Raw genomic sequence first — 22,853 nt, forward strand, 5'->3', positions numbered from 1 at the left:
AACAAAAGTCACACCATAATCTTTAATATTTTTTTAGATTTTCTTTCAAAAAAGATTTATACATTTCTCTTTTTAAAACAGAATTTACTCAGCATAGACAAAAGATATTTTGAGTATAGAAAAGTTATATACTCTATAAACCAATCGGCATATTAAATTTAGAATTTTAATAGATTTGCAACAATATTACTTAAATAAATTTAATAAATCTATAACAACACTATCTAACAATATAGATAATCTTATATGTATATTTTTTCTAATAAAAATAACTTATTCCTTGAAAAAATAATTAACGCCCCTAGATATATAGTACATAATTTTTTATTAAGGGGAAATTAAGTAATGGATATAAATAAGTTCACAATAAAACTACAAGAAGCTTTGGCTGAAGCTCAATCATATGCATTTCAGCAAAAGGCTACTGAGTTTACATCTGCCCACTTGTTAAAAGCTCTATTAGAGCAAAATGACAGTGTGGTGACATCTATACTAAGTGTCTGTGGAGTTAACTCAAAAGATTTTACTAAAGCAGTTAAAGATATTGTCGATGGAGTAGCTGTATTATCAGGAGAAGGTAATTCACAAGTATCTCCATCTAGAGATTTAATAACTACATTACATAAAATGCAAGATCTAGCAAATAAAAATGGCGATGAGTTTATCTCAAGTGAGATTTTCTTATTAGCATCAATAGAAGATAAGAGTCTGGCAGGATTATATAATAAGTTTAATATAACAAAAGAAAAAATTACCAAAGCAGTTGATGATTATAGAGGGGGAGAAAAAGTGAGTAACCAAAATCAAGAAGATATGAAAGGAGCGCTAGATAAATATACTGTTGATTTAACAGATCTAGCAAAAAAAGGAAAAATAGATCCTATTATAGGTAGAGATAGTGAGATTCGTAGAACAATACAAGTATTACAGCGTAGAACAAAGAATAATCCAGTTCTTATTGGTGAGCCTGGTGTTGGTAAGACTGCGATTGTTGAAGGTCTAGCTCAAAGAATAATAAACAATGAAGTTCCAGAAGGTATCAAAGGTAAAAAAGTCCTATCTCTAGATATGGGTGCTCTATTGGCAGGTGCAAAATTTAGAGGTGACTTTGAAGAGCGCTTAAAATCTGTACTAAAAGAACTAGCAAAACAAGATGGTAATGTAATCTTATTTATCGATGAATTACACACTATGGTTGGTGCTGGTAAATCCGAAGGATCTATGGATGCTGGCAACATGCTTAAGCCTGCTCTAGCAAGAGGTGAATTAAAATGTGTGGGTGCAACAACTCTAGATGAATATCGCGAGTATGTTGAAAAAGATCCTGCTCTTGAGAGAAGATTCCAAAAAGTGCTAGTTGATGAGCCTACAGTTGAGGACACTATTGCTATACTTAGAGGCTTAAAAGAGAGATATGAGCTGCACCATGGTGTAAATATCACAGATTCTGCTATTGTAAGTGCAGCTACTTTATCACATAGATATATAAGCGATAGACAACTTCCTGATAAAGCTATTGATCTAGTTGATGAAGCTGGTAGCCAAATCCGTATGGAAATAGATTCTAAACCAGAGAAAATGGAAAGTTTATACCGTAGAATCATCCAGCTTAAAATGCAACGTGAGCAGCTAAAAAAAGAAAAAGATGAAGCTACAAAAAAACGCCTAGAAATACTTAAAGAAGAAATAAAAGGCTTAGAATCTGAATATAAAGGTTTTGAAGAGCTATGGAAAGCTGAAAAGCTTAAGATGCAAGGAGCTAGTAAGCTTAAAGAAAAACTTGAGAAAGCTAAGTTTGAGCTAGAAAAATACCAAAGAGCTGGTGATCTGACAAAGATGTCAGAACTACAATATGGTGTAATACCTGAACTTGAAACTCAAATAAAACAAATAGAAGAAACTGAGGCAGAACCTTCTGAGAACAAGCTTGTTAGAACATCTGTTACTGAGAATGAGATAGCAGATGTAGTATCAAAAGCTACTGGTATACCTGTATCTAAAATGATGGAAGGAGAAAAAGAGAAGCTTCTAAATATGGAGAGCTTCTTACATAAAAGAGTAATTGGTCAAGATCAAGCTATAAAAGCAGTCTCTAATGCTGTTAGAAGATCTCGTTCCGGCTTATCTGATCCAAATAGACCAATAGGTTCATTTATGTTCTTAGGTCCAACAGGTGTAGGTAAAACAGAACTTACAAAAGCTTTAGCAGAATTCTTGTTTGATGACCAGGATGCAATGCTTAGAGTAGATATGTCTGAGTTTATGGAGAAACATTCTGTAGCTAGATTGATTGGTGCTCCTCCAGGGTATGTTGGTTATGAGCAAGGTGGCTATTTAACAGAGCATGTCAGAAGAAAGCCTTATTCAGTAATTCTATTAGATGAGGTTGAAAAAGCACATGCTGATGTATTTAACATACTACTACAAGTATTGGATGATGGTCGTTTAACTGATGGCCAAGGTAGAACAGTAGACTTTAAAAACACTGTAATAGTTATGACTTCAAATCTTGGATCTCATAAGATTCAAGAAATGCAAGACCAAGACTATGAAACAGTAAAATCTGCTGTAATGGAAATGGTGCTTAGCCACTTCAGACCAGAATTTGTAAACAGAGTTGATGATGCTATTGTATTTGAACCTCTAAATAAAGAGATGATTACAGAAATAGCTAAGATACAAATCAAGCGCTTAGAAAAACGCTTAACTGATTTGGAAATTGCTCTAGAAGTCACACCAAATGCTATGGATAAACTAGCTGATGCTGGTTTTGATCCTGTGTTTGGAGCTAGACCGCTTAAGCGTGCTATCCAAAACAACTTAGAGAATCCTTTAGCTCTTAAACTACTAGATGGTGAGTTTAAAGCTGAAGAGAAAATCGTTGTTGATGTCGACACTAACAATAATATAGTTTTCTCTAAATAAATCTTCTTCTAAAATCTTTTTTCTTCTTTATCATTAATAATAAAAGAAAAAAGTATTTCTAAATATGAAAAAGACTATTATTACAATTTATTTTTCCTTATTCATTACTTTTTGTTATAGCTATGATAGTCATGGGGTAACTCCTTTAATGAAAGTTAGCGCAATCAAAGGGCAATCTGAAACTATAAAAGCATTAATTAAAAGCGGCTCTAATATAAATGCCAAAAATACTGTTGGTTCTACTGCTTTATCTTATGCAAGCTTTGCTGGTAATATTCAAAATACTCAAACTTTAATTAATATGGGAGCTAAAATTGACAACAACTCTTTGGCTTTAGCTTGCTTAGGCGGCCATAGTGATGTTGTGCTCTTATTAATTAGTCATGGCGCAAATGTAAACTCATTTGATCAAGACGGATTTACACCTTTAATGTACGCCACAACGAGTGGTAATCTAAAAACAGTAAATGTCTTGATAAACTCAGGTGCTAATGTGAATGCCATATCAAAAAATATATTAGAAGAAAGTGTTTTATCTAATGCTTGTTCTAAAAAAGGAAATTCAAATATTGTTAAAGCTCTAATTAATTCTGGTGCTAAAGTTGACTACCTAAGTCCAGAGGATGAAACTGCTCTAATGCAAGCAGTAAGAATAGGGGATATAGAAATAGTTAAAGCACTAGTTAATTCAGGAGCTAATTTAGGTATAAAAAATAAAAATGGAAAAACAGCATTAGATTTAGCAATAAAATTTAACAAATATAATATAGCCAAATACTTAGCAAATGAAATTAATAAAAATTAAAGATATTATATGAATAACAACTATTTTTTATAAGAAGAATTTATGAATAATATTAGAATAATGCTACTAGGCTCTGGTGAGCTTGGTAAAGAATTTATAATAGCAGCTCAAAGATTAGGTATACATACAATTGCCGTTGATCGTTATAATAATGCTCCGGCTATGCAAGTAGCTCACGAGAGCTATGTTATAAACATGCTAGATGGTGGTGAGCTAGAGAGGCTGATTTTAGATAAAGCTCCTACACATATTGTCCCAGAGATAGAAGCTATAAATACAGATACTTTGATAAGGTTAGAAAACCAAGGTTTTAATATCATCCCATGTGCCAAAGCCACTAAACTAACCATGGATCGCCAAGGTATAAGGGCTCTGGCAGCACAAGACCTTGATTTACCAACTTCAAAATTTGCATTTGCGAATTCTGAAGAAGAATATCTAGATGCTGTTAAAAAGATAAGTCTTCCGTATGTTATTAAACCTGTGATGAGCTCATCAGGTAAAGGACAATCTATAGTTAAAGATTCTAAACAAATCGAAGAAGCATGGGACTATGCTCAAAGTGATTCAAGAGGGCATGCAAAAGGTGTAATTGTTGAACAATTCATAGATTTTGACTATGAAATTACACTTTTAACTGTACGTCACAAAGATGGTACTTCCTTTTGCGACCCTATTGGTCATATCCAAAAAGATGGTGACTATCGTTTCTCTTGGCAGCCTCATACTATGTCTGAAAAAGCTTTAGAAAAATCGCAACAAATAGCTAAGAAAATAACAGATGCTTTAGGTGGCTATGGTATCTTTGGCGTTGAGCTGTTTATAAAAGGTGATGAGGTGTTTTTTAATGAAGTATCTCCTCGTCCTCATGACACGGGTATGGTCACACTAATATCGCAAAACATAAATGAATTTGAGTTACATCTACGTGCAATACTTGGGTTACCCATACCTCAGATAAAAACATTACAACCATCTGCTTCGGCTGCAATACTTCTTGAGGGAGAGTCTAATAACCCAAATATTAAGGGTATTGATAAAGCTTTAGAACTAGAAAATGTTGATATACGTATTTTTGGTAAAAAAGAAATACACGGCAAGCGTAGAATGGGCGTTGTTTTAGCAAAAGGAGAAAATATAAAAGAAACAATAAATGCAACTAAAGATGCTTTAAAACATATTGATTTAGCAAAATAGTTTATAACTTTCTTACTAAATTCACTCCATCACCTATAGGAATAATACAAGCCTCTACTCTATTATCATTATGGATCAGTTCATTTAGCTTACGAATAGTAACTGTACTTGAATCATTATCTGAGCTATCAGCAACTTTACCAGACCAAAGGACATTGTCTATAGCAATAATCCCACCAGAATTCATTAAATCTAGGGTTTTCTCGTAATAATTTATATAATTTTCTTTATCAGCATCAATATAGGCAAAATCAAACTTTTTGTCTAGTTTCATAAACTTATCTAAAGTCTCTATAGCTGGTGCTATATTTAAATTAATTTTGTCATCAATGCCTGCTTCTTGCCAAAAGTGTTTATATGGCTCGATATACTCATAACTAATATCACAAGCTTCTATTTTTCCATCAGCTGGTAAGGATTGAGCCATAACTAAAGTAGAAAATCCACGAAAAACCCCTATTTCTAAGATATTTTTAGCACCAATCATCTTTATAAATAGATTTATCAATTGAAGCTGATTAGGTGAGCTAAGCATATTACTAAACTCATCATTCTTAGCTTTATTAAAAAGTTTCTCTGCCACTTCACTTAGTTTTACAGAGTTGTTATCAATATATTGATTAAGATTAGAATTGCTAAATAGTGACTTTATCGACATTATAAAACTATCAAAAAAAGAAAATACGTATTAGTTACTATAAATGATCAATGCTATGAAAAAAAGAGGAAGTAATATTTTTTAGATCCTCTTTGTAATAGAGAATGTCCAGAACCAAAATATAAGAGCATAAACACCCCACCATTCGATAATACTTTGATTTTGGTGAGTTGGTGTCATAAATATTGATACAACCATAGTTATCGCTGTTACTAATATAGCTAACCTACGTAGCAATACAGGTAGTTTGTTTATTTTATCAGTATATTTATATTCAATAGCTGTGTACCAAACCTGACATGCTGTCATTAAGGCAAAAAATACCGCGACACTCTTTAAGTGAAATTGCATCGGTGTATTCTGCCCATCAATTACTGATGTACCTATCACTAATCCTATACAGCCAACTATAGCTAAAAATAGTATAACCTTACCTTGCTTAATAACAGCTTTACTATTATCACTTATATGTACCAAAAGTTGCTGTATAAAGAAGAAAATAACTGCCATAAGCGTTGCTGTAGGTATTAAAATAGCCTTTAGCATATATTTCTCATATGATGTAAAACCTGCATGAGTTATATCTGAGCATCCAGATATAAAAGGATTACATAGCGTATTATGATGATCTGCTATAGATACAAGATAAGTAACAAAGAAAAGAATAGCTACAGATATTGTTGTAACTGCAATTAATTTTCTTGGGTCAAATTCAGCTTTCATATTTATTAGTTCCAATATAATCTCTAGAAGCTATGTTATCATTAGTTTATAGATATTTCTAATATTAAGATAGTTCTCCTTATAAAACGAATAATATTTACCTTTGATTTATCTGTGCTATAATTTGTGGGTTTTCTTCAAAAAAATTAAGTAAAAAACGAAAGGATTTAAATAAAATGCCATTTGTAGTTACTGAAAATTGCATCAAATGTAAATATGGTGATTGTGTCGAAGTTTGTCCTGTAGATTGTTTCTATGAAGGTCCAAACATGCTTGTAATCAACCCAGATGAATGTATAGACTGTGCTTTATGTGAGCCTGAGTGCCCTGTTGAAGCTATCAAATCTAGTGATGATCTGACTGATAACGAAGAGCAAATGCTTGATCTAAATAGAGAGCTTGCTAATACTTGGCCAAATATAGTAGAGAAATGTGATCCGTGTGAAGATGCTGATAACTGGGCATCAGTACCAGATAAATTAAAATACTTAGAAAAATAATACTTAGTTCTAGTAATATAATTAAAAATCTTGCAAAAAAATTCATATTTTAAACTCTGATTGAACTTAAACTTAAACTTAAACTTAAAAATATAGATATTTAGATTATTAAGTTTTATATATGTTTTTCACCATTTTATTAAGTGGTTTTATTATTATTTTTTGAATGATATTTTTTAGCTCAATACATGCTATCACTACTATACATGAGCCAAAAAATGCTCCTCCAACGATACAGATCAGAGGTATAAGTTGAATCACCATAATAATTAACCTCCCAGACTTAAATAAACTACTCCCCTTTTTTGATCTTATTAATTTTGACTTATTATACTTATTTACTCTGTCTCATTTTCTGATTCTGGATTTTCTTCTAGATCCTTAGAGCTTTCCTGTAGAAGCTTTGATTCTGGAATTATTTTTTTATCCAAGAAAATCTCAAAATCTTTTATCAAGATTTCTTTTATTTCATCCTTATTTATACTCTCATCACTAGATTCTGCTGACTTTATAAATCCAACAAGCTCATCGAAAATTTTAAGTATAGGATCTGAGATCTCCTCCGTCATCTTTGGTAAAATAACTCCTAGTTGTATTTTAAAAGATATATCTTCCATGTATTATCTCCTTAACTTTTTATTTTTTACATTAAACTCAGACTAAAAATCATACGATTATTTAACCTGTTAATCACTCAACGCTAACCTATATGTAAGAGTCTTGAATGACTTGAGATAAAATAATACTCGTAAAATATAACTAAAATATTTCTTGTTTGTAAAAAATTGTAATTTTAAAAAAAAGAAATTAAGAGCTTAGATTTATCTTGTAGAAAGTGTTGATTTAATAGATAAATCTATCTTTTTAAGAAATAAAAGTTTTTAAGCTCTAAGGATATAGGTTTTGAAATTGGATTCTACGATCAAGTCGTAGAATGACATGTTTCTTTCAGGTTAACTATATGAATCAAACCTAACTTAGCCAAATTTATATTTTTATCAATTGAGTTCATTTTTTAATGTTTGCATTCTTTGAATAAAAAAAGTTAATATTTGTTCAGCTTTATCAGTTTTGACACCTGGATATTTTCCTTTAAAATTAGCTAATTGTTTCTTAAGTGGTTTGCTCAAGTCATTTTCTAGATTATTACAACGCTGCTTAATAGTATTTATAGTTTTATCAAACTCATTAACATTATCTCTAGTTGCTAAATTAGACCTAAAGAATGCTGCTTGAGATCTTGAAGTTGTTGTTTTTTTACGAGAGCTCATTTTTGCACGAGCAGTATGAGCAGCTCGCAACATGAAATCATTACCACTAGCAGGATTAAATCTAGAGTTAGCTGATAATAAATTAATAAAAGAGGCTAAGTTTTTACTTTTTAAAACTTTTGATAGTTCAGATATCTTAAATTTAGTACTATCTTTACTCAAAATATTCCATTTATCAACTATATAGTCATGATCAATTTTTCCAAAATACTTGTCTTTATCATTTTCAAAACTCATTTGACCATAATTAAATATATGAAAATCGTCTTCCATAAGTAAATAAACAAAAACTAAAATAGATATCAAACCTTTTGTATCAAGCTTATCTTGATTTGTCATTTTTCCATACTCTGTAAAGCCTTTTAAACCTTTAGAGCAAATTCCTATTATGTTGCCATTTTTAGTAACAAGCCTTGATTCGGAAGCTCTCTCACCAATCAAATAACGCCATATTTGAGCATAAACGACCTCTGCAATACCATTATCTATATTCTTTTGGTATTCTCTAGAGGATTGATTAAAAGGTTTCATAAAAAATAAATTATTATCACCTCTATAAACTTTAATCTCATGGGCTGAGGTTTTAGACACTTTTTTGGGCGCTTCTCCTAATTGACTTTCTTCACAAGTGAAGAGATCATTATCTATATTGGTACTTTTGAATAATACACTGGTATTTTGTTCTTCACGCTTTTTTATTGATTTATAAGCATTATTTACATAGGTTCTTAGTGAACTAGTTGTATTATTACCTCCAATTAGTATTTTTGCTTCTTTTTTAATATGTTCTTGATCTTTTTTGGATCTAGTTATATTTTGAGCATCCAAAGCCATTAAATAATTTGTGATATCTCTAGATTGTTCAACATATCTATCTAAAAAAGTAAATAACCCTCCTGAATTTGCAGCCTTACTTAGCCACTTTGAAAGTATTCTTGCTCTTTCTACACCTGAATTACCATGATGATGAAATAGTTGCCAATCAGATAACTTAGCTTTATTTTGATTAGACCTCTTGCGAAATACTACTTCAGAGGCATTTTATTTCTAAGTAGGTATTTTCTTTTTAGAATCCGTTTTGTAAATTAACTATTCCAGCCACTAAATTAAACCTAAGATTAGCTTTTTTACCAAAACTTCTATAGGTTTCACCCAGTATACGAAACTTTTTAATTTCTGCAATTTTATGCTCAACATAAATCCTAATCTTACTAAGCCATTTATTATAATTCTTCTGCTCTATACTTAAAGAACCTCCTTTGGGCTTTTTATAGGGGAGTTTTACTTTAGTAGATTCATTTTGAATACCTTGGTAGCCATTGTCACAATATTTATCAACATCACGAGCTAATTTATCTGATTTTCTGCGAACAGTTATATCATGAACACTGCCTGGATAAACCTTCGAAACATTAACTATTTGACCTGCTTCACTGATAGCTATTTCTACTTTCTGTGTATGGCTTTTTTTCTTCCCTGAATAGTTAGCCTTTCTTCGTTTTAATTTCTTAGGTCTCTGGATTGGCTGTTCTGTTGCATCTATTAAAAGTCTTTCTACTTTTTGATTAGTCATGCTTCTATCTTTTTTTATATGTATTTCTTTAACTAGTAGTAACTCTACTCGTCTAATTAGGCGATTTACATTTGATTCATCTAATCCTATCAAGTAGCCTAAAAATTCTTGTGTCATATAGCAACGATAATATATTAAAACTAACAATAATCTATCTGCATGATTATCAACTTTTGGCTTTCTGCCAATCCTTGGAAATCCTTCATCTAAGGATTTTGAGGCATCGGTTAAGATTTTATTGAAATGTTTTAGTTTTAAACCTGTTAGTTTTCTAAATATTCTGGCTTTCTTTGACAATATTGCGTAGCTTATTTGCATTTTTATGGATCTCTTAAGCAATCTTTCTATATATATGGTGAATAATTAGTATTTCGCAAGAGGTCTATTGTATATATATGCATTAATAGCTTGTTGTATAACATCTTGATTAGGAGTTATATGATCATCTAACATTTTGTATTTATCCTTATATTTTTTTTAATCTATTAATAACCTTCTTATTCTTGAATATATAAATATTATGTATCATAGAGTAAGCAAATATATTAGTAGAAGTGGTATTTACCAAACCTTACTATTTCCATTAAGCCTAATTAAGTATTCAGGATACATTTTTGGATTATTTTTTAGTGCGTTTAGTTCCTTTTCATAAGTCTTCTTTATAGATTTCATCAAATCTGAGCTAGAAACCTTTTGATTACCTGGAGATATACCAAGATATCTTCTAGCTGGATCATTTTTAGCTAACCTACTTAATCCGGATGCTAGCGTATCAGCTGTTTTTGAAGAAAATGAAATAAATCTGCTAGGAGTACATAACAAATGTAAATATAGGAAAAAATCGATATCCTTAATTTCGAAACTATTCTTAAAATTATCCATAAGAGTATTTTTAATTCTATCCTTTTGAGAAACATTTCCTTCTTTTGATCTCACATCTTTTCCTCGAGAAAGAACCATTTGAAGAATCGCAGCCTGAATGCTATAAATGCTATTTTGCTCTTTTATAACAGGCTTAAGACTATTATTTTGTTTTTTATCTGTTTTTATCCTTTGAAAACCTTTTATATTTCGATATATTATTCCTTCAAACTGCTTCGCTAAAAGGGTTTCATCAATACTTAAATCCATACCAAAATACTGAGAAAAAGCTTTATTTTTAAAAGGGCATTGTTCACTAGGTATTTTAGCGTAAGTTTCTTTCACTATACGAATACTTTCTAAAACTATATCACATATTGGATCTCTTCCTACATTGATCATATTTATATAATAAGAGGCAAAGCCTGGTAAATATTCTTTCAGTCCAGGAATCCGAGTATAATAATCTATATAGTTTTTATGGATAGTATTATGGAAACCCATTCCTGTATATTCATGAGGAAATAATATATTAACAGGTGAGTTTTTAGCAAAGCTTCTAAATGCGGCCCCTCCATCTATTTTTGCAACCTTTTTGTCTTTATCATACAGGGCAACATTACTTGAGTGAAAGCTATAATCACCAAAGAAAGCTACTGACTGTAATATGCACAGAGCTAAAGATCTTTTCATAACTTCTTTATCATTGGGGATTTCTTTTAATTTCCCCTCCACAAATTTACTATAAATACCTCTATTTGTTATTTCCTTAACATTATCTCTTTCTTTTCCACTACTTTTTGCAGTTCCTAAATACCCAAATAGTTCATTAAAATCAGGCAAAATAGAAACACTTAAAGCTAATTTTTTTGATCCTTCAACTTCAACGACTATGCCTTCGGCTCCTGAAATATATGGCTCTTCAATATTTAAATAACCACCTAGCTTAAGTTGATTTACTAATGCCCCATGAAACATTTCACAAAACATCTCTTTAGGATCCTTTGGTATTTTAATATAATATCTGTTTTTTTTAGAATCATTATATAAACCCGGAAGAATACCTACATTACCGCGATTATTCTTTCCGCCCTGACTTTGCCCCTCGCCACACTTCCTATATAATGTAGTGGGCACGCCTTCGACTAACTTTTCTTGTGACATAATCTCTAAACAAACATATTCACCTTCCAGCTTTAGATCATCAAAACTAGGATTTTCTCTAGTTTCTAACTTATATTCTTCTATCATTATTTCTCCTTACTTTATTTATATTTATTAATATTTTTAAGCTTTATATAATTCAGATCTTGAATAAAAAGTAAAAGCCATATGGACTCTAACTTGTAAAAAAATCATCAAACTTAGTTCTCTGTATATATCTGCTACCTACACTAATCGAATCATAAGCTTTCTTTATATAAGCCCTAAGAGAACCAGTTGTATTACAACCTCCTATTAAAATTTTTGCTTCTTTCTTAATAGTATTTATATCTACAAATTTAGACTGTGTTTTATAAGCAATATTTAATAGTTGACTAGATAGGCTAGATACCGACTTAACGTACATAAAGTTATATAAAAAAGCATTTAGCTGCTCTTGTGAATACGCAGCAATATGTAACCATTTTGAAAGTATTTCTGCTCTTTCAACATCAGCTAGCCATTTTGAAAACAACTCTAATTTTTCTTGCTCCGCTGTGTAACGATGAAGTAGTTGCCAATTACATAATCGTGATTTATTGTGATCTGCTATATATGAATCAATAGCTTGTTGAATAATATTCACATCAGCATTGATAGACTTTACTAACATTTCTTTTACCTTTCTGCATTCTAATTTTACCAACAATCTTTTTATTTATAGTTAAATAATTAATCAACATTACCTACAAACAATAGATGTAAAAGAATACGTTAAAAAAGTAACTTAAATATTTCTCACTTGTAAAAATTCGTAAAAACGTTAGGCTAAGATAAGAATTATGATGAATAATATAGTCAATCCGATTGTATTGTGTACTTTTATGCGGTCATCCTGAACTTGGTTCAGGATCTCTTCACTTTGGCTAGGAGATTCCGGATCAAAGCCTGTGCTGAACTTGATTCAGTATCTGGAATGACAGGTTTTATTTTACATAAGTCATTCGGATTAACTATATCAGCTTGAAACTGCTATCAATTTGAATATTAGCTTTATTGATAGCCTAAAATCTAGCGATCTCTTATTTTTAGGTATATGAAAATTATTATGAATAGTGCCATTAATAACTGCATATACTTACTTACAAACAAAATATTTATCCAATCAGAATTGATAAATCCAAATAAATATGAGACAAAACCTAAACTTAAGACTATATTAAACTTATTAATATTCCGTTTATCTATATATTTAACTAAAATCACAAAAAATACAAATGTACAATACCATATGAAATTAACCAATAGAAATCTATTTAAGAGATATTTATCCCCACCGAAAATAAGAATAAATATAATGTTCAAAGCTAATAATAGACTAGAAAAAAAGAATATCGTATTAAATCTCCTCTTACTTACAAACACTGAGATTAATATTATTAATAAAAATAATATTAAATATATTAGTTTCTGTAAAAGCAAGAAAGTACTAAAAGTTATATTATCACTAAATACCGCATATGTATTACTAAATACAACATAATGTAGCATATATTGTTGTATCAGCCCAAATATGGCTCCACACATAAATAGATAAAAAATTAGGCTTAATACAGAATATTGTTTCAAAATATTTATCAAATACACAAAAAATCTAATAGAAAAATTTTTATAGCTTATTTGTTTTTCAACAGGCTCATTTTTTGTAATAAAAGAATATAATATAAAAAATACCATAAATATAGCAGACATACCGTATACTACTATTCTACTTCTTAATACGGGATCATGGACAAACAATGATGATGTCACCAACATAGCTAAATTTCTTAGAGGAAGAAAACCACAGAATAATCCCACTACAAAAATTTTGTTTTTCAATCTTAGAATAAGCTTATATAGCAACATAAACATGCTTGTATGCAAGATTGCAAAACATAAAATAACAAAAAATATTTTAAATATAGAATTAGAATAAAAAAACACCGCATTTATGAAAAAAAGAAAGGAGCCTATCAAAAAACTCATTCCTATAATCTTATTTAAATTTCTATAAGAGAAGAAAGAAGCTACAGGCAAAACTAATATTAGAAGAGGAAAGAATGTAGCCGTTAAATAAAAAAACCTAAAATATCGATAGCTATTTTCAAAGACTAAAGGTTTATAATTAATTATTTCAGGAGACATACCTAGTATAGCTTCTAAGACTATTACCATTAGTATCAAGATAGTGTTTCTAAAGTGGTAGCTGGACATTAACAATTACTCCATGAGGATCATAGTGATTACTTATACTTATAGAACCATTATGATTTTTGATAATTTCTTGAACTATAGTTAACCCAAGACCATTACCTTGCTTCATGCTATTGATCTGGTAAAACGGTCTAAATATATTTTTAATTTCGCTCTCTTTTATACCTTTTCCATAATCTCTAATATCTATCTCAACAAAATGATCTTTTTTCAAGATATTAACAGATATTTTGTCACTATATTTCTTTGCATTTGAAATTAAATTATCAAAGGCCCTATGTAAAGATAGTTTTCGTCCTTTTAAGTAGATACTATCAATTTCATTTATATCTATATTATTATACTTATCTACGATACTTTTTAATAAAGAATAAATATCCACATCTTCTATCACCTCATGACTAAACATATCATCTTTTGCCTCTAGCAATATTTGATGGCATAACTTTTCCAATAGCTCAATATCGTCGATATTGTCTTTATGATCTACTAGACCTAATTCATATCTAAGCTTTAAACGTGCTATAGGTGACTTTAGATCATGAGTTATCATCGACAATATTTTTGTTCTCGTATTCAGTGCTTTGAATAATCTCTTTTGTATAAAATTTATTGAGTTAGCAAATCTTCCTAGTACCTTAATTCCACTTGCTCTGACTTCTTTTTCTACTAAAGACATACCAAGCTCATAGACATTATCTTCAAGTTTTTTCGTCGGGATAATAACTTTTAATAAGAGCCAACAAAATATAACAATAGTAGCTATAACTATTGTCGTTATTAGGTTAGTAAATAATAGTACTTTTTCTTCAGGTAAAGACGGCTTAATAGTATAGTTTAACCATCTGCCTTTATAACCTTTAATAGAGACACAATACCAAAGACGAAACTTAATATCTTTACCAACATTACGATAGCTACTAAGATCCTCCCGGTTCAAATGTCTTTTACATAAGGGCTCTTCTGTAAATGATACAATCGCATCATTAAACTCAAAATCAAAAAATATATTTCCTTTTAAGACCTCACCTTTATAATCTAAAACCATATCAAGCATGCTGATATTTTCTTTATAAAGAGTTCTAACATTCTTATTAAGGCCTATGTTGGCTAGAGAATATGATGCTATAACAATTTGTAAAATAAGTAATATTAATATGAGTATAGTTAGTAATCTAAAAATTTTATTTTTTAATATTATTCTAAGCGTAGATCTCATTAGTCACTCTTTTGATGTACTGCTAAAGTCCACATGTATCCCGAACCATGTATAGTCTTTATAGCATCATTAATACCAATATCTTTAAGTATTTTTCTTACCCTTGAAACTTGAATATCTATTGATCTATCAAAGCTTTCTAGAGACCTGTTTTGTACACTTTCCATTAATTGATCTCTAGAAAGAATAATATTGGGATTTTCTAGAAAATATTTAAGAATCCTGTAAACACCTGTTGTTATTGGAATCATTTCATCTTTATATTTTAACGTTTGTGTACCTGTGTAAAGAGTGCAATCTGAGAAAGTATAGCTGATAAATTTTTTATCTGTTAAAACTTGAGGCTGCTGATGAGATCTTCTAAGAATACTTTTAATTCTTGTATGCAAAACCATAGCATTAAAAGGCTTAGTCATATAATCATCCGCACCTATTTCCAACGCTAATATCGTGCTAACATCTTCTTGACATGAGGTTAACATCAATATAGGTATATTAGAAAACTGCCTAATCCTCTTACAAGTCTCAATGCCACATATTCCTTGCATATGTATATCTAATATAACAACATCAAATTGATCATGACTAGGTTCTAAAAGTTTAAGAGCATCTTCACCTGAATGTACGATATCTACTTTATGATTATATTTATTAAAAAAAAGTTCAAGCATTGAACAGATTTTTTTATCATCATCAACTATCAAGATATGCATATTAACTCCCTTTTAATAAATATCATCGGCAATACCTTATAAAGACAATTATATATTAAATTTTAGAGTATTTCATTTTGATCAGTTAAAGAAGATAATTTGGGTTAAAAAATTTTTATTTATGAGTTTTTATTTTTATATACAGCTTAAATATATTTGAGATATTTCATCATTTAATAAATTGATCTTTAAACACAAAACCTTTTCATCTGCTACAGCTTGCCACTGATCTCCAGATGGTATAATCTCAAATACCTGATCAGCATTTGGAAAATTATCTAAAACTACTTTCTCATCAACTGCTTTTATCTCAACACCCGGTAAAGCCTTTAATAAAATATTCTCAGCTTTAGATGGTGCAAAACCTTTAACTAACATCTTCTTATCTGATATTGACGAGCTATTACTCTCATATACCAAGTATTTAGATTCTGATGTGAAAAACTCATCATCCAAGATACCTGACTGATATATTCCTTGTTTATAAGTTAAAGTGTGGATATTTGGATTCTTTAACTCCACCCCAAAATATTTATCTATTAGATCTAAGAGCTTATTACAATCATGTAAAGGTTGTGAACAACTCTCATAAAGATAAGTTTTATTATCCCATACCAGTGAAGCACACTGATACAACTGATATAAATTATTTCGTAAATCCTGTATGTTTATTGGTCTACTATCAGCCTGCTGTAAATTTAACCAAAACTCTATCTCTGACAATTTAAGATATACTGACTGATATCTATCATATAAATTCTTATTTATACAAATAGTCTGTAACTTTTCTCTAATATTAGATAGCTTATCTTTTGTAGATCCTAAAAATGATTTAGCAAACAGTTGTGGCAAAAGTATACATTTTGGAATATATCTATCAATTTGCCATTTTTGTTCATCCTCTATATAACTTAGTTCAAATAGCTTTACTGAATACTCTGCATTAGTTACTAAAGAGTCACTTAAGAAAAACTCATAATATTCTATCTCAACATCATGATTATTAATATTTTTTAGCTGTATATCTGGATTGTCTTTTAAAGTCAGATATAAGCTTAATTTACCATCACTAATTTGCTCTGAGTCTAACTCATAAGCATTACATATGGCATTGAATTTTAAAGATACAAATATCTGATTTGGCATAAATATAGCTAAATCAGTTATTTTTAAAATATTATAGGATAAGGCCTTCTCATCTATAACAATATCAAGTACACCATCATCGTAACCATTAATTACATTATTTACATGACCATTTAATTGATGCATATACTTTTGTTGTAAGATGAAATGCTCAGGCAGTAACGCCTGTCCCATACTCCAGTGTACTTGACTCATTATAAATTCCTTAATTAACTACTTGTATTATTAGCTAGAATAGATGTAACAACTTTAGCACTATCACTAGAGTTTTCTGTTGTTAATGAAACATCAAAATTATTACTAGCACGGATGTTATTCAGAGTAATTAGTCCAATCGCATTTGAACTATCATTTCCTCCGCCTATTAACTGAATTGAAGGCTCATCTGTAGATAAGAATGTCACTTCTGTTTGGAATGTTAAAATATCTCCCCACTTACCTTCTGTAGTTCCTGATGCAGACTTAAAGTAAAACTGTCCTGTTACTAATGAATCAGTAGCAATTTTTGCTTCAATAGTTAGCATCTGACGTCCAGCTCTAGCTTGCTTATACGCTGATGTGATAGCTTCATAACTATCTGCTGTTACAGCAAAAGTCATCGAGTTAGATCCACCTGATCCAATAGTAGCACTAGCAACAGAAAGATCTTCAAGTGTTGCTACAATATCTTTATTAGGCTCAGTAGCTCCTCCAGGATACATCGCCGCAAATTTTGTTAATGTAATATCTTTACCTGCTACTTTAATAGCAAAGCTACTTCCTAAAAGTATCTTTGGTTCCATTGCTACATCTGGGCTAATAGATTGTGCATTTTGTAATGAGCTAAGGTTAGCACTTAATCTATCGTTATCAATTGAAACATAATCATCAACTTGTCTCATAATTTATTCTCCTTTTTTAGTTATTGTTTTTTTAAGCTAGTCTTGTGTCTAACTTAAGGGTTACATCCATGCCTTCAAATTTAATATGAGGCAGAACTTCGATATTGCAGTTATACCAACCAGCCATCCCATGGGATTTGCCAACGTTGACCATAGCTGCCTTAAACGGGTAATAAGAGGTTGTTAAAGCATTTGGATTTGGTACAGTTGTTACATACTTACTAATCCAAGTGTTTAATTTATTATTCAAAATTGTTTCATCCGCCTCTGAACCAATCTCATCACGAGCCATACATTTCACATAGTGAGCTATTTTTGAGATTGAAAATGTATATGGTAGCTTCGTAATTAACTGACTATTTTCACTATCATTTGGATCTTCAAACTCTTCACTAGCTTTTAGTGATTGTGCGCTGAAGAAACAAGCATTTGATGTTTTCTTCTCATAAACCAAACCTATAAAGCCTGCTTTTGCTAAGCTATATTCTTTATGGTCTGGAATTAATAAGTTCACAGGCAACACAAAGGCATTACTATCACGTTCATTAAAGTTATAAACTGGTAAACCTTCAATTTTACCTCCACTTGTAGGGCCACAAATTGATTGACACCAACCAGTAATCTCAAATGATCTAGCTAAATTCTTAGCAAATAGCACTGATGCATTACCCCACAGACAACTTTGATCTGGAGCTGTTAAGCTCACCTCTTCTTTAAAGTTATTCAAAGGACCTTTACTAGCAGGATTATTAACAGGATCGTATGGTGCTCTTAACATAAAGTTAGGTAGTGTTAGACCTATATATCCAGCTGCTCTAGTCTTACGAAATGCATTCCAACGCCCAAATCTAGGGTGCGCCATCAAACCATCTATATCTTTGATTTCACTTAAATCATTATATGTCTCACAACCAAATAACTTCGGTGATGCCGCTGCAATAAATGGTGCATGAGAGGCTTCTGCAACTTTCCCCATAACAGTAAGCCACTCAATGTCTTCTTGAGATTTATCAAAATCATAAAGTCCTATTAATGCACCATATGGTTCTCCACCAAATTGATCATATTCTGCAACATAAACCTTCTTAAAGAAGTCACTACCAGATACATCTACACTATTATTCTCAAAATCTTCGGCTAACTCATCTTTTTCAACATCCATAATAGATAGCTGTGTATTTTGAAAATTAACACTATTTGCAACTTCTTGAACAGATCTCCAACTAGATTCTAATTTCTTAAAGTCTGGATGAGCTAGTACTTCTGATACCTGCTTATTAATCATACGATCAATCATATCTGTTACTCGATGAATCAAGTTTTTATCAATAACAGTCTCATCCTTCTTATTACTAAGTAATATCGATAATGCCGTCATTAATCTCGATTCATAACTAGCTTGTGATTTGTTATCACTTAGTTGATCTTGAGTTATAAGCTCAAAAGTATTACTCTCTTCAAAACCAGCAGCTGAAAGAATATCTGCACATTTATATGTAGTTTCACTCATTCTAAATTCCCCTTTTATCAAAGATCTTTATTAAGTTGGTATGACTCAAGTAAAGGAAGCTCTTCTTGAATCTTTTCTATAGCTTGTGAGCTATTAATCCCGTTATTTAATAAATTTCTAAGTTTTCTATTGTTATCTATAGTTGAACTAAACTCTTGAATTAACTTCTTAGCCTGAAGTAATGACGCTAATTCAGGAATACGCTGAGCTATAGTATTTGGATCAAATACCTTCATAGAATTTACATCTAAATTTACTTTAATATCCTCACCACCTTCTTTGATATGATTTGGAACACTGATATCTAATTTAATACCCATAGGTTCCATTACATCTGATAAGTTTGGACTTGCTAACTCATAAATTTCACGATTAGATAGCTCTTTTTTTCTTTCCTGTGAATTGCCTAAAGAAAGATCTCCTACTAATAGCTGCCTAAAAGGTAACTCTTTTTTCTTTTTAGTTCCTTCAACTTCCATATCATATGTAATTGTGATACGAGACTTTGGAATGGCTTGATTAACTTTCATTTAAACTCCCCTTGTGTATTGTCTATGTTTAAGTTAAAAACTCTTTTAAAGTTTCTATGCACTAAGATAACCACTAGATGTGTCTTAAATATTAAGCATTTGTAAAATTTTGTAACTTTCTCTTATTTTTGATAAAAAATCTTGTTTTTATCATTTACATATTAGTAAAGTTAGCTTTATAAGGTTCATTTGCTATAAATAAAGATGTATATAGATAAGATATTCTTAGCAAAGTTATTAATATTGATTTGAAGAAATAAACTAAAATGTTTTTTGAGTAACTGTATGTTTAACTATCATAAGCCTCTCTATTCTATTATCACTTTGTTTTGACCTGGCTACAGAACTTCTATGACACCTTCATTACATTATTTTTTGAGATGTTAACTGTTTTATCTTTTTGGCTATCTGGATTAATATAAAGTTTCCAGTGCCCCTCACTTGGTTTTTTCTTGAATAGGAAATATACCGATACACCTTCTTTTTCTGATTTTTCTATAGGTATAGACTGTTTACCTTTACTTGGATATACCAAAATACTATCATCCTTGCTATCCGTTTTAAGATAACTATCATATACACTATCAACATCACTATCTAAATAACTAAACATTGGTTCTTTTTTAACAATGACATAAAAAGGTTGACCATCATTGCTTAGCTTATTTGGTTGAACTGTTAAATTAAAACTTGAGCTTGCACATCCTGAAAGGATTAAAAATAGTGCTGATATTAATGCTAGTTTTATATTTTTTAAGTAAGTATTTTTTATTCTAATATTTTTCATTTTCTATAACCTTATATGCAAAATTTCCTGATAAACTTCTTCTATTTAGCGTGTCTCCTAAGTTTAGTGTTTCTAAACCATTATCAATTACTAATAGAATATTCTTAAAAACAACATGAAGATCAAAAGCAAGATTTGTGAGCTTTTCTATTACTTCATCATAAAGTTGGCTAACTTTTTCTCTTGATTCTTGCGTTAACATCCTAAAAGTAATCTTGCCACTTATAGTAGTTAACCTCTCTGTATAAGTTTTTGATAATGGCTGATTCAGCTTAGCAACACCTAAGAAACTGCCTCTAACTTTATTGACATATTCTAGATCAACACTAACTCTGTATTTACCTAACGACTGGCGAATAAACTGTTCTATAGCCGAAATAGATTTATTACTATAATCATCTTTAGAAAAAAAGATCTCGCCATTACGATAAATATTACTTTGATAGGTTAATAACTCAGGATAAAGAGCATAATTATATAGCGTTAACCATTTTTCTAATATTTGACTCTTGAGACTTCTAGTTGCAGCAACATCTAAACAACCCTTAAGTATTGCTAAGTTCTTAGGATCTTTATTTAATAACCAAATATTAATCCAAATATTTATTACTTTGTCTTCAACTGTAACTTCCTTGATAATATAAACAGCATTGTCTTGCTTCCAGTTTGCATGCAAATGTTTCCTATAATTTGGATACTGCTCATTTATATAGCGAATACAATTTTTATAATTTCGTGGAAAAGGTATCATTGAAAAACTCCCTTTAATCTAAAGTTATGTTTAGTATTTTTTTGCAAAAATACCTCTAATTGTCTAAGATAAAACCTAACCCAATCATGATAATTTTCAGAAACGCTTTTAAAATACAAAGATGTTTGCATTTGCTCATCTATAGTTATGTCATTAAGCCATGGTTGAATATCGACTAGTGCTGATATATCTGTAAATTTCAACAACCCCTTCCAATCTTGTAGCTGCCATCTATGGATATGAGGTATTTTAAGAATTTTCAATAAGGGCTCTATTAGATGAGCTTCATATAGAGAGTCAGAAGTTGTAATTAAGCTCTTAACCTCTAACTTATATGTAGATATATTTTGGTTTAACCATTTCACTCTTGCTTTATGATAATTATTCATCAATGCTTGATCGAGCTTATGACTAACATATATATCTGCCGAAATAGTTTTATTAAAAACTTGGGAGATTTGATTAAACTCTAAACCAACTCTGCCATCTTTATAAATCACTTTATAATCTATAGGTGCTAAAGGCTGCTTATCTGCATATACAGTTAGTACTTCATGAATATAAAAATCAGCATTTATTTTTTCTTTGCCATTTAGCCAATAAACTTCATAGTCGCCATCCATAACAAAGCTATCACTAATCGTCTGGTATTGATTAACCACGGGTATTAAATTTGTATGAAATAGATCATTTAATTGATCTTCATACAGCTCTTCAATAGAAAAACCTTGTACTAATAGCCTTATGGATTTGATCTTCTGTGAGAAATGTTGGTGTAAATTTACATTGATTCTAAACTGTAGCCTAGGATCAGCTAAGTTTTGACGAAACCTCTGATTAGAATGCTGTACATAATCATAACCACAACTAATATCTACCTTTTTATCAAGCACAGAATCATCAGCAAATTCTATTTTCAAAGAAAGCTTATCTATGTTATTTAATTTTCTATAAATATTAACAAGCTGTTCTATAGGCATATAATCAGAATGTAGCCAAAAGCTAAAATTATTATCTTGTAGGCTAAAGTATTCTGATTTAGCTGCAAATGTTAGTTCAACACCATGAAATTGATTTTCAACGCTAATTACATCAAAAGGTAGTATCCTTGTTGACATTGATGAATATAAAACCTGTTGTTGTTCTAATATGTCTATCCCAACCTGCTGTTCTATATCAATGTAGTTACTATCATCCTCTAAATAGCAATCTGAAATTTTAATATAACACCCTTGAAAAGTTGGTGTTAACATATGAGGAAAATGAGTTTTTATCTTAGAAGAATATAAACAGCTTGTATAGTTTTTAAAATCTTTTTCTACTTGTGTTTGTAGCTGATTAAGAGCACTCATCATCTCCTTTACAGTAATATTCTTATTCGATGATAATTCATTCATAATACAT

At 30.4% G+C, this 22,853-nt stretch carries 21 protein-coding genes; 4 read left to right on the forward strand and 17 right to left on the reverse strand.

The annotated features are described in order from the left end of the window. Positions 1-345: 345 nt before the first annotated feature. The 3 genes from clpB (at position 346) to purT (ending at position 4,927) form a co-directional block, all read left to right on the forward strand. Positions 346-2,925, forward strand: coding sequence for an ATP-dependent chaperone ClpB (gene clpB, locus F7310_RS09990; RefSeq protein ID WP_072713424.1), 2,580 nt, complete (start codon positions 346-348; stop codon positions 2,923-2,925). Between the two features lie 64 nt (positions 2,926-2,989). Beyond that, complete coding sequence (locus F7310_RS09995; protein WP_072713425.1) at positions 2,990-3,730, forward strand: ankyrin repeat domain-containing protein; 741 nt, start codon at positions 2,990-2,992, stop codon at positions 3,728-3,730. 42 nt (positions 3,731-3,772) lie between these two features. Further along, positions 3,773-4,927: a formate-dependent phosphoribosylglycinamide formyltransferase gene (gene purT, locus F7310_RS10000; protein ID WP_072713426.1), complete on the forward strand. Its 1,155-nt coding sequence runs from the start codon at positions 3,773-3,775 to the stop codon at positions 4,925-4,927. A 1-nt stretch (position 4,928) separates the two neighbouring features. Here the strand turns inward: purT and F7310_RS10005 are convergent, their stop codons facing one another. Beyond that, complete coding sequence (locus tag F7310_RS10005; protein WP_072713427.1) at positions 4,929-5,585, reverse strand: O-methyltransferase; 657 nt, start codon at positions 5,583-5,585, stop codon at positions 4,929-4,931. Positions 5,586-5,666: 81 nt separating this feature from the next. Further along, the gene (locus tag F7310_RS10010) at positions 5,667-6,308 is read right to left on the reverse strand and encodes a hypothetical protein (RefSeq protein ID WP_072713428.1); all 642 of its coding nucleotides are present in this window, start codon (positions 6,306-6,308) and stop codon (positions 5,667-5,669) included. A 176-nt stretch (positions 6,309-6,484) separates the two neighbouring features. Between F7310_RS10010 and fdxA the strand changes: the two genes are divergently transcribed. Then, a complete protein-coding gene (fdxA, locus tag F7310_RS10015) occupies positions 6,485-6,808 on the forward strand; it encodes a ferredoxin FdxA (RefSeq protein ID WP_072713429.1) in 324 nt (107 codons plus the stop codon). Between the two features lie 338 nt (positions 6,809-7,146). Here the strand turns inward: fdxA and F7310_RS10020 are convergent, their stop codons facing one another. From F7310_RS10020 to iglH, 15 genes are all read right to left on the reverse strand, one after another. Then, a complete protein-coding gene (locus tag F7310_RS10020) occupies positions 7,147-7,425 on the reverse strand; it encodes a hypothetical protein (RefSeq protein ID WP_072713430.1) in 279 nt (92 codons plus the stop codon). Between the two features lie 381 nt (positions 7,426-7,806). After that, positions 7,807-8,913, reverse strand: coding sequence for a hypothetical protein (locus tag F7310_RS10025; protein WP_072713431.1), 1,107 nt, complete (start codon positions 8,911-8,913; stop codon positions 7,807-7,809). Positions 8,914-9,145: 232 nt separating this feature from the next. Beyond that, positions 9,146-9,970 carry a transposase family protein gene (locus F7310_RS10030; protein ID WP_072711046.1) on the reverse strand — a complete coding sequence of 275 codons (825 nt, stop codon included), beginning with the start codon at positions 9,968-9,970 and terminating at the stop codon, positions 9,146-9,148. Positions 9,971-10,213: 243 nt separating this feature from the next. Further along, positions 10,214-11,764, reverse strand: a complete 1,551-nt coding sequence (locus F7310_RS10035; RefSeq protein ID WP_072713432.1) for a hypothetical protein — start codon at positions 11,762-11,764, stop codon at positions 10,214-10,216. Positions 11,765-11,852: 88 nt separating this feature from the next. Then, complete coding sequence (locus F7310_RS10040) at positions 11,853-12,329, reverse strand: hypothetical protein (RefSeq protein WP_072713433.1); 477 nt, start codon at positions 12,327-12,329, stop codon at positions 11,853-11,855. 398 nt (positions 12,330-12,727) lie between these two features. Beyond that, positions 12,728-13,912, reverse strand: a complete 1,185-nt coding sequence (locus F7310_RS10045) for a hypothetical protein (RefSeq protein WP_145951753.1) — start codon at positions 13,910-13,912, stop codon at positions 12,728-12,730. Next, positions 13,893-15,131 (reverse strand): sensor histidine kinase, encoded by a 1,239-nt coding sequence (locus F7310_RS10050; RefSeq protein ID WP_072713435.1) that lies wholly within the window; start codon positions 15,129-15,131, stop codon positions 13,893-13,895. Before F7310_RS10050 ends, F7310_RS10045 begins: the two co-directional genes overlap by 20 nt. Beyond that, the gene (locus tag F7310_RS10055) at positions 15,131-15,844 is read right to left on the reverse strand and encodes a response regulator transcription factor (RefSeq protein WP_072713436.1); all 714 of its coding nucleotides are present in this window, start codon (positions 15,842-15,844) and stop codon (positions 15,131-15,133) included. Before F7310_RS10055 ends, F7310_RS10050 begins: the two co-directional genes overlap by 1 nt. 135 nt (positions 15,845-15,979) lie before the next feature. Next, positions 15,980-17,185 (reverse strand): type VI secretion system baseplate subunit TssK, encoded by a 1,206-nt coding sequence (tssK, locus tag F7310_RS10060; protein ID WP_072713437.1) that lies wholly within the window; start codon positions 17,183-17,185, stop codon positions 15,980-15,982. Positions 17,186-17,199: 14 nt separating this feature from the next. Then, positions 17,200-17,871 carry a hypothetical protein gene (locus F7310_RS10065; RefSeq protein WP_072713438.1) on the reverse strand — a complete coding sequence of 224 codons (672 nt, stop codon included), beginning with the start codon at positions 17,869-17,871 and terminating at the stop codon, positions 17,200-17,202. A 31-nt stretch (positions 17,872-17,902) separates the two neighbouring features. Next, complete coding sequence (gene tssC, locus F7310_RS10070; RefSeq protein WP_072713439.1) at positions 17,903-19,381, reverse strand: type VI secretion system contractile sheath large subunit; 1,479 nt, start codon at positions 19,379-19,381, stop codon at positions 17,903-17,905. A 17-nt stretch (positions 19,382-19,398) separates the two neighbouring features. Then, positions 19,399-19,911 carry a type VI secretion system contractile sheath small subunit gene (gene tssB / locus F7310_RS10075; RefSeq protein ID WP_072713440.1) on the reverse strand — a complete coding sequence of 171 codons (513 nt, stop codon included), beginning with the start codon at positions 19,909-19,911 and terminating at the stop codon, positions 19,399-19,401. A gap of 349 nt (positions 19,912-20,260) precedes the next feature. Further along, positions 20,261-20,698 (reverse strand): type VI secretion system lipoprotein IglE, encoded by a 438-nt coding sequence (gene iglE / locus F7310_RS10080; protein WP_072713441.1) that lies wholly within the window; start codon positions 20,696-20,698, stop codon positions 20,261-20,263. After that, the gene (locus F7310_RS10085) at positions 20,685-21,449 is read right to left on the reverse strand and encodes a hypothetical protein (RefSeq protein WP_072713442.1); all 765 of its coding nucleotides are present in this window, start codon (positions 21,447-21,449) and stop codon (positions 20,685-20,687) included. The genes iglE and F7310_RS10085 overlap by 14 nt, the downstream gene beginning before the upstream one ends. Next, positions 21,446-22,846, reverse strand: coding sequence for a type VI secretion system baseplate subunit TssF/IglH (gene iglH / locus F7310_RS10090; RefSeq protein WP_072713443.1), 1,401 nt, complete (start codon positions 22,844-22,846; stop codon positions 21,446-21,448). Before iglH ends, F7310_RS10085 begins: the two co-directional genes overlap by 4 nt. Between the last annotated feature and the right edge of the window lie 7 nt (positions 22,847-22,853).

Source organism: Francisella uliginis, from assembly GCF_001895265.1.
GTDB classification, from domain to species: Bacteria; Pseudomonadota; Gammaproteobacteria; order Francisellales; family Francisellaceae; genus Francisella; species Francisella uliginis.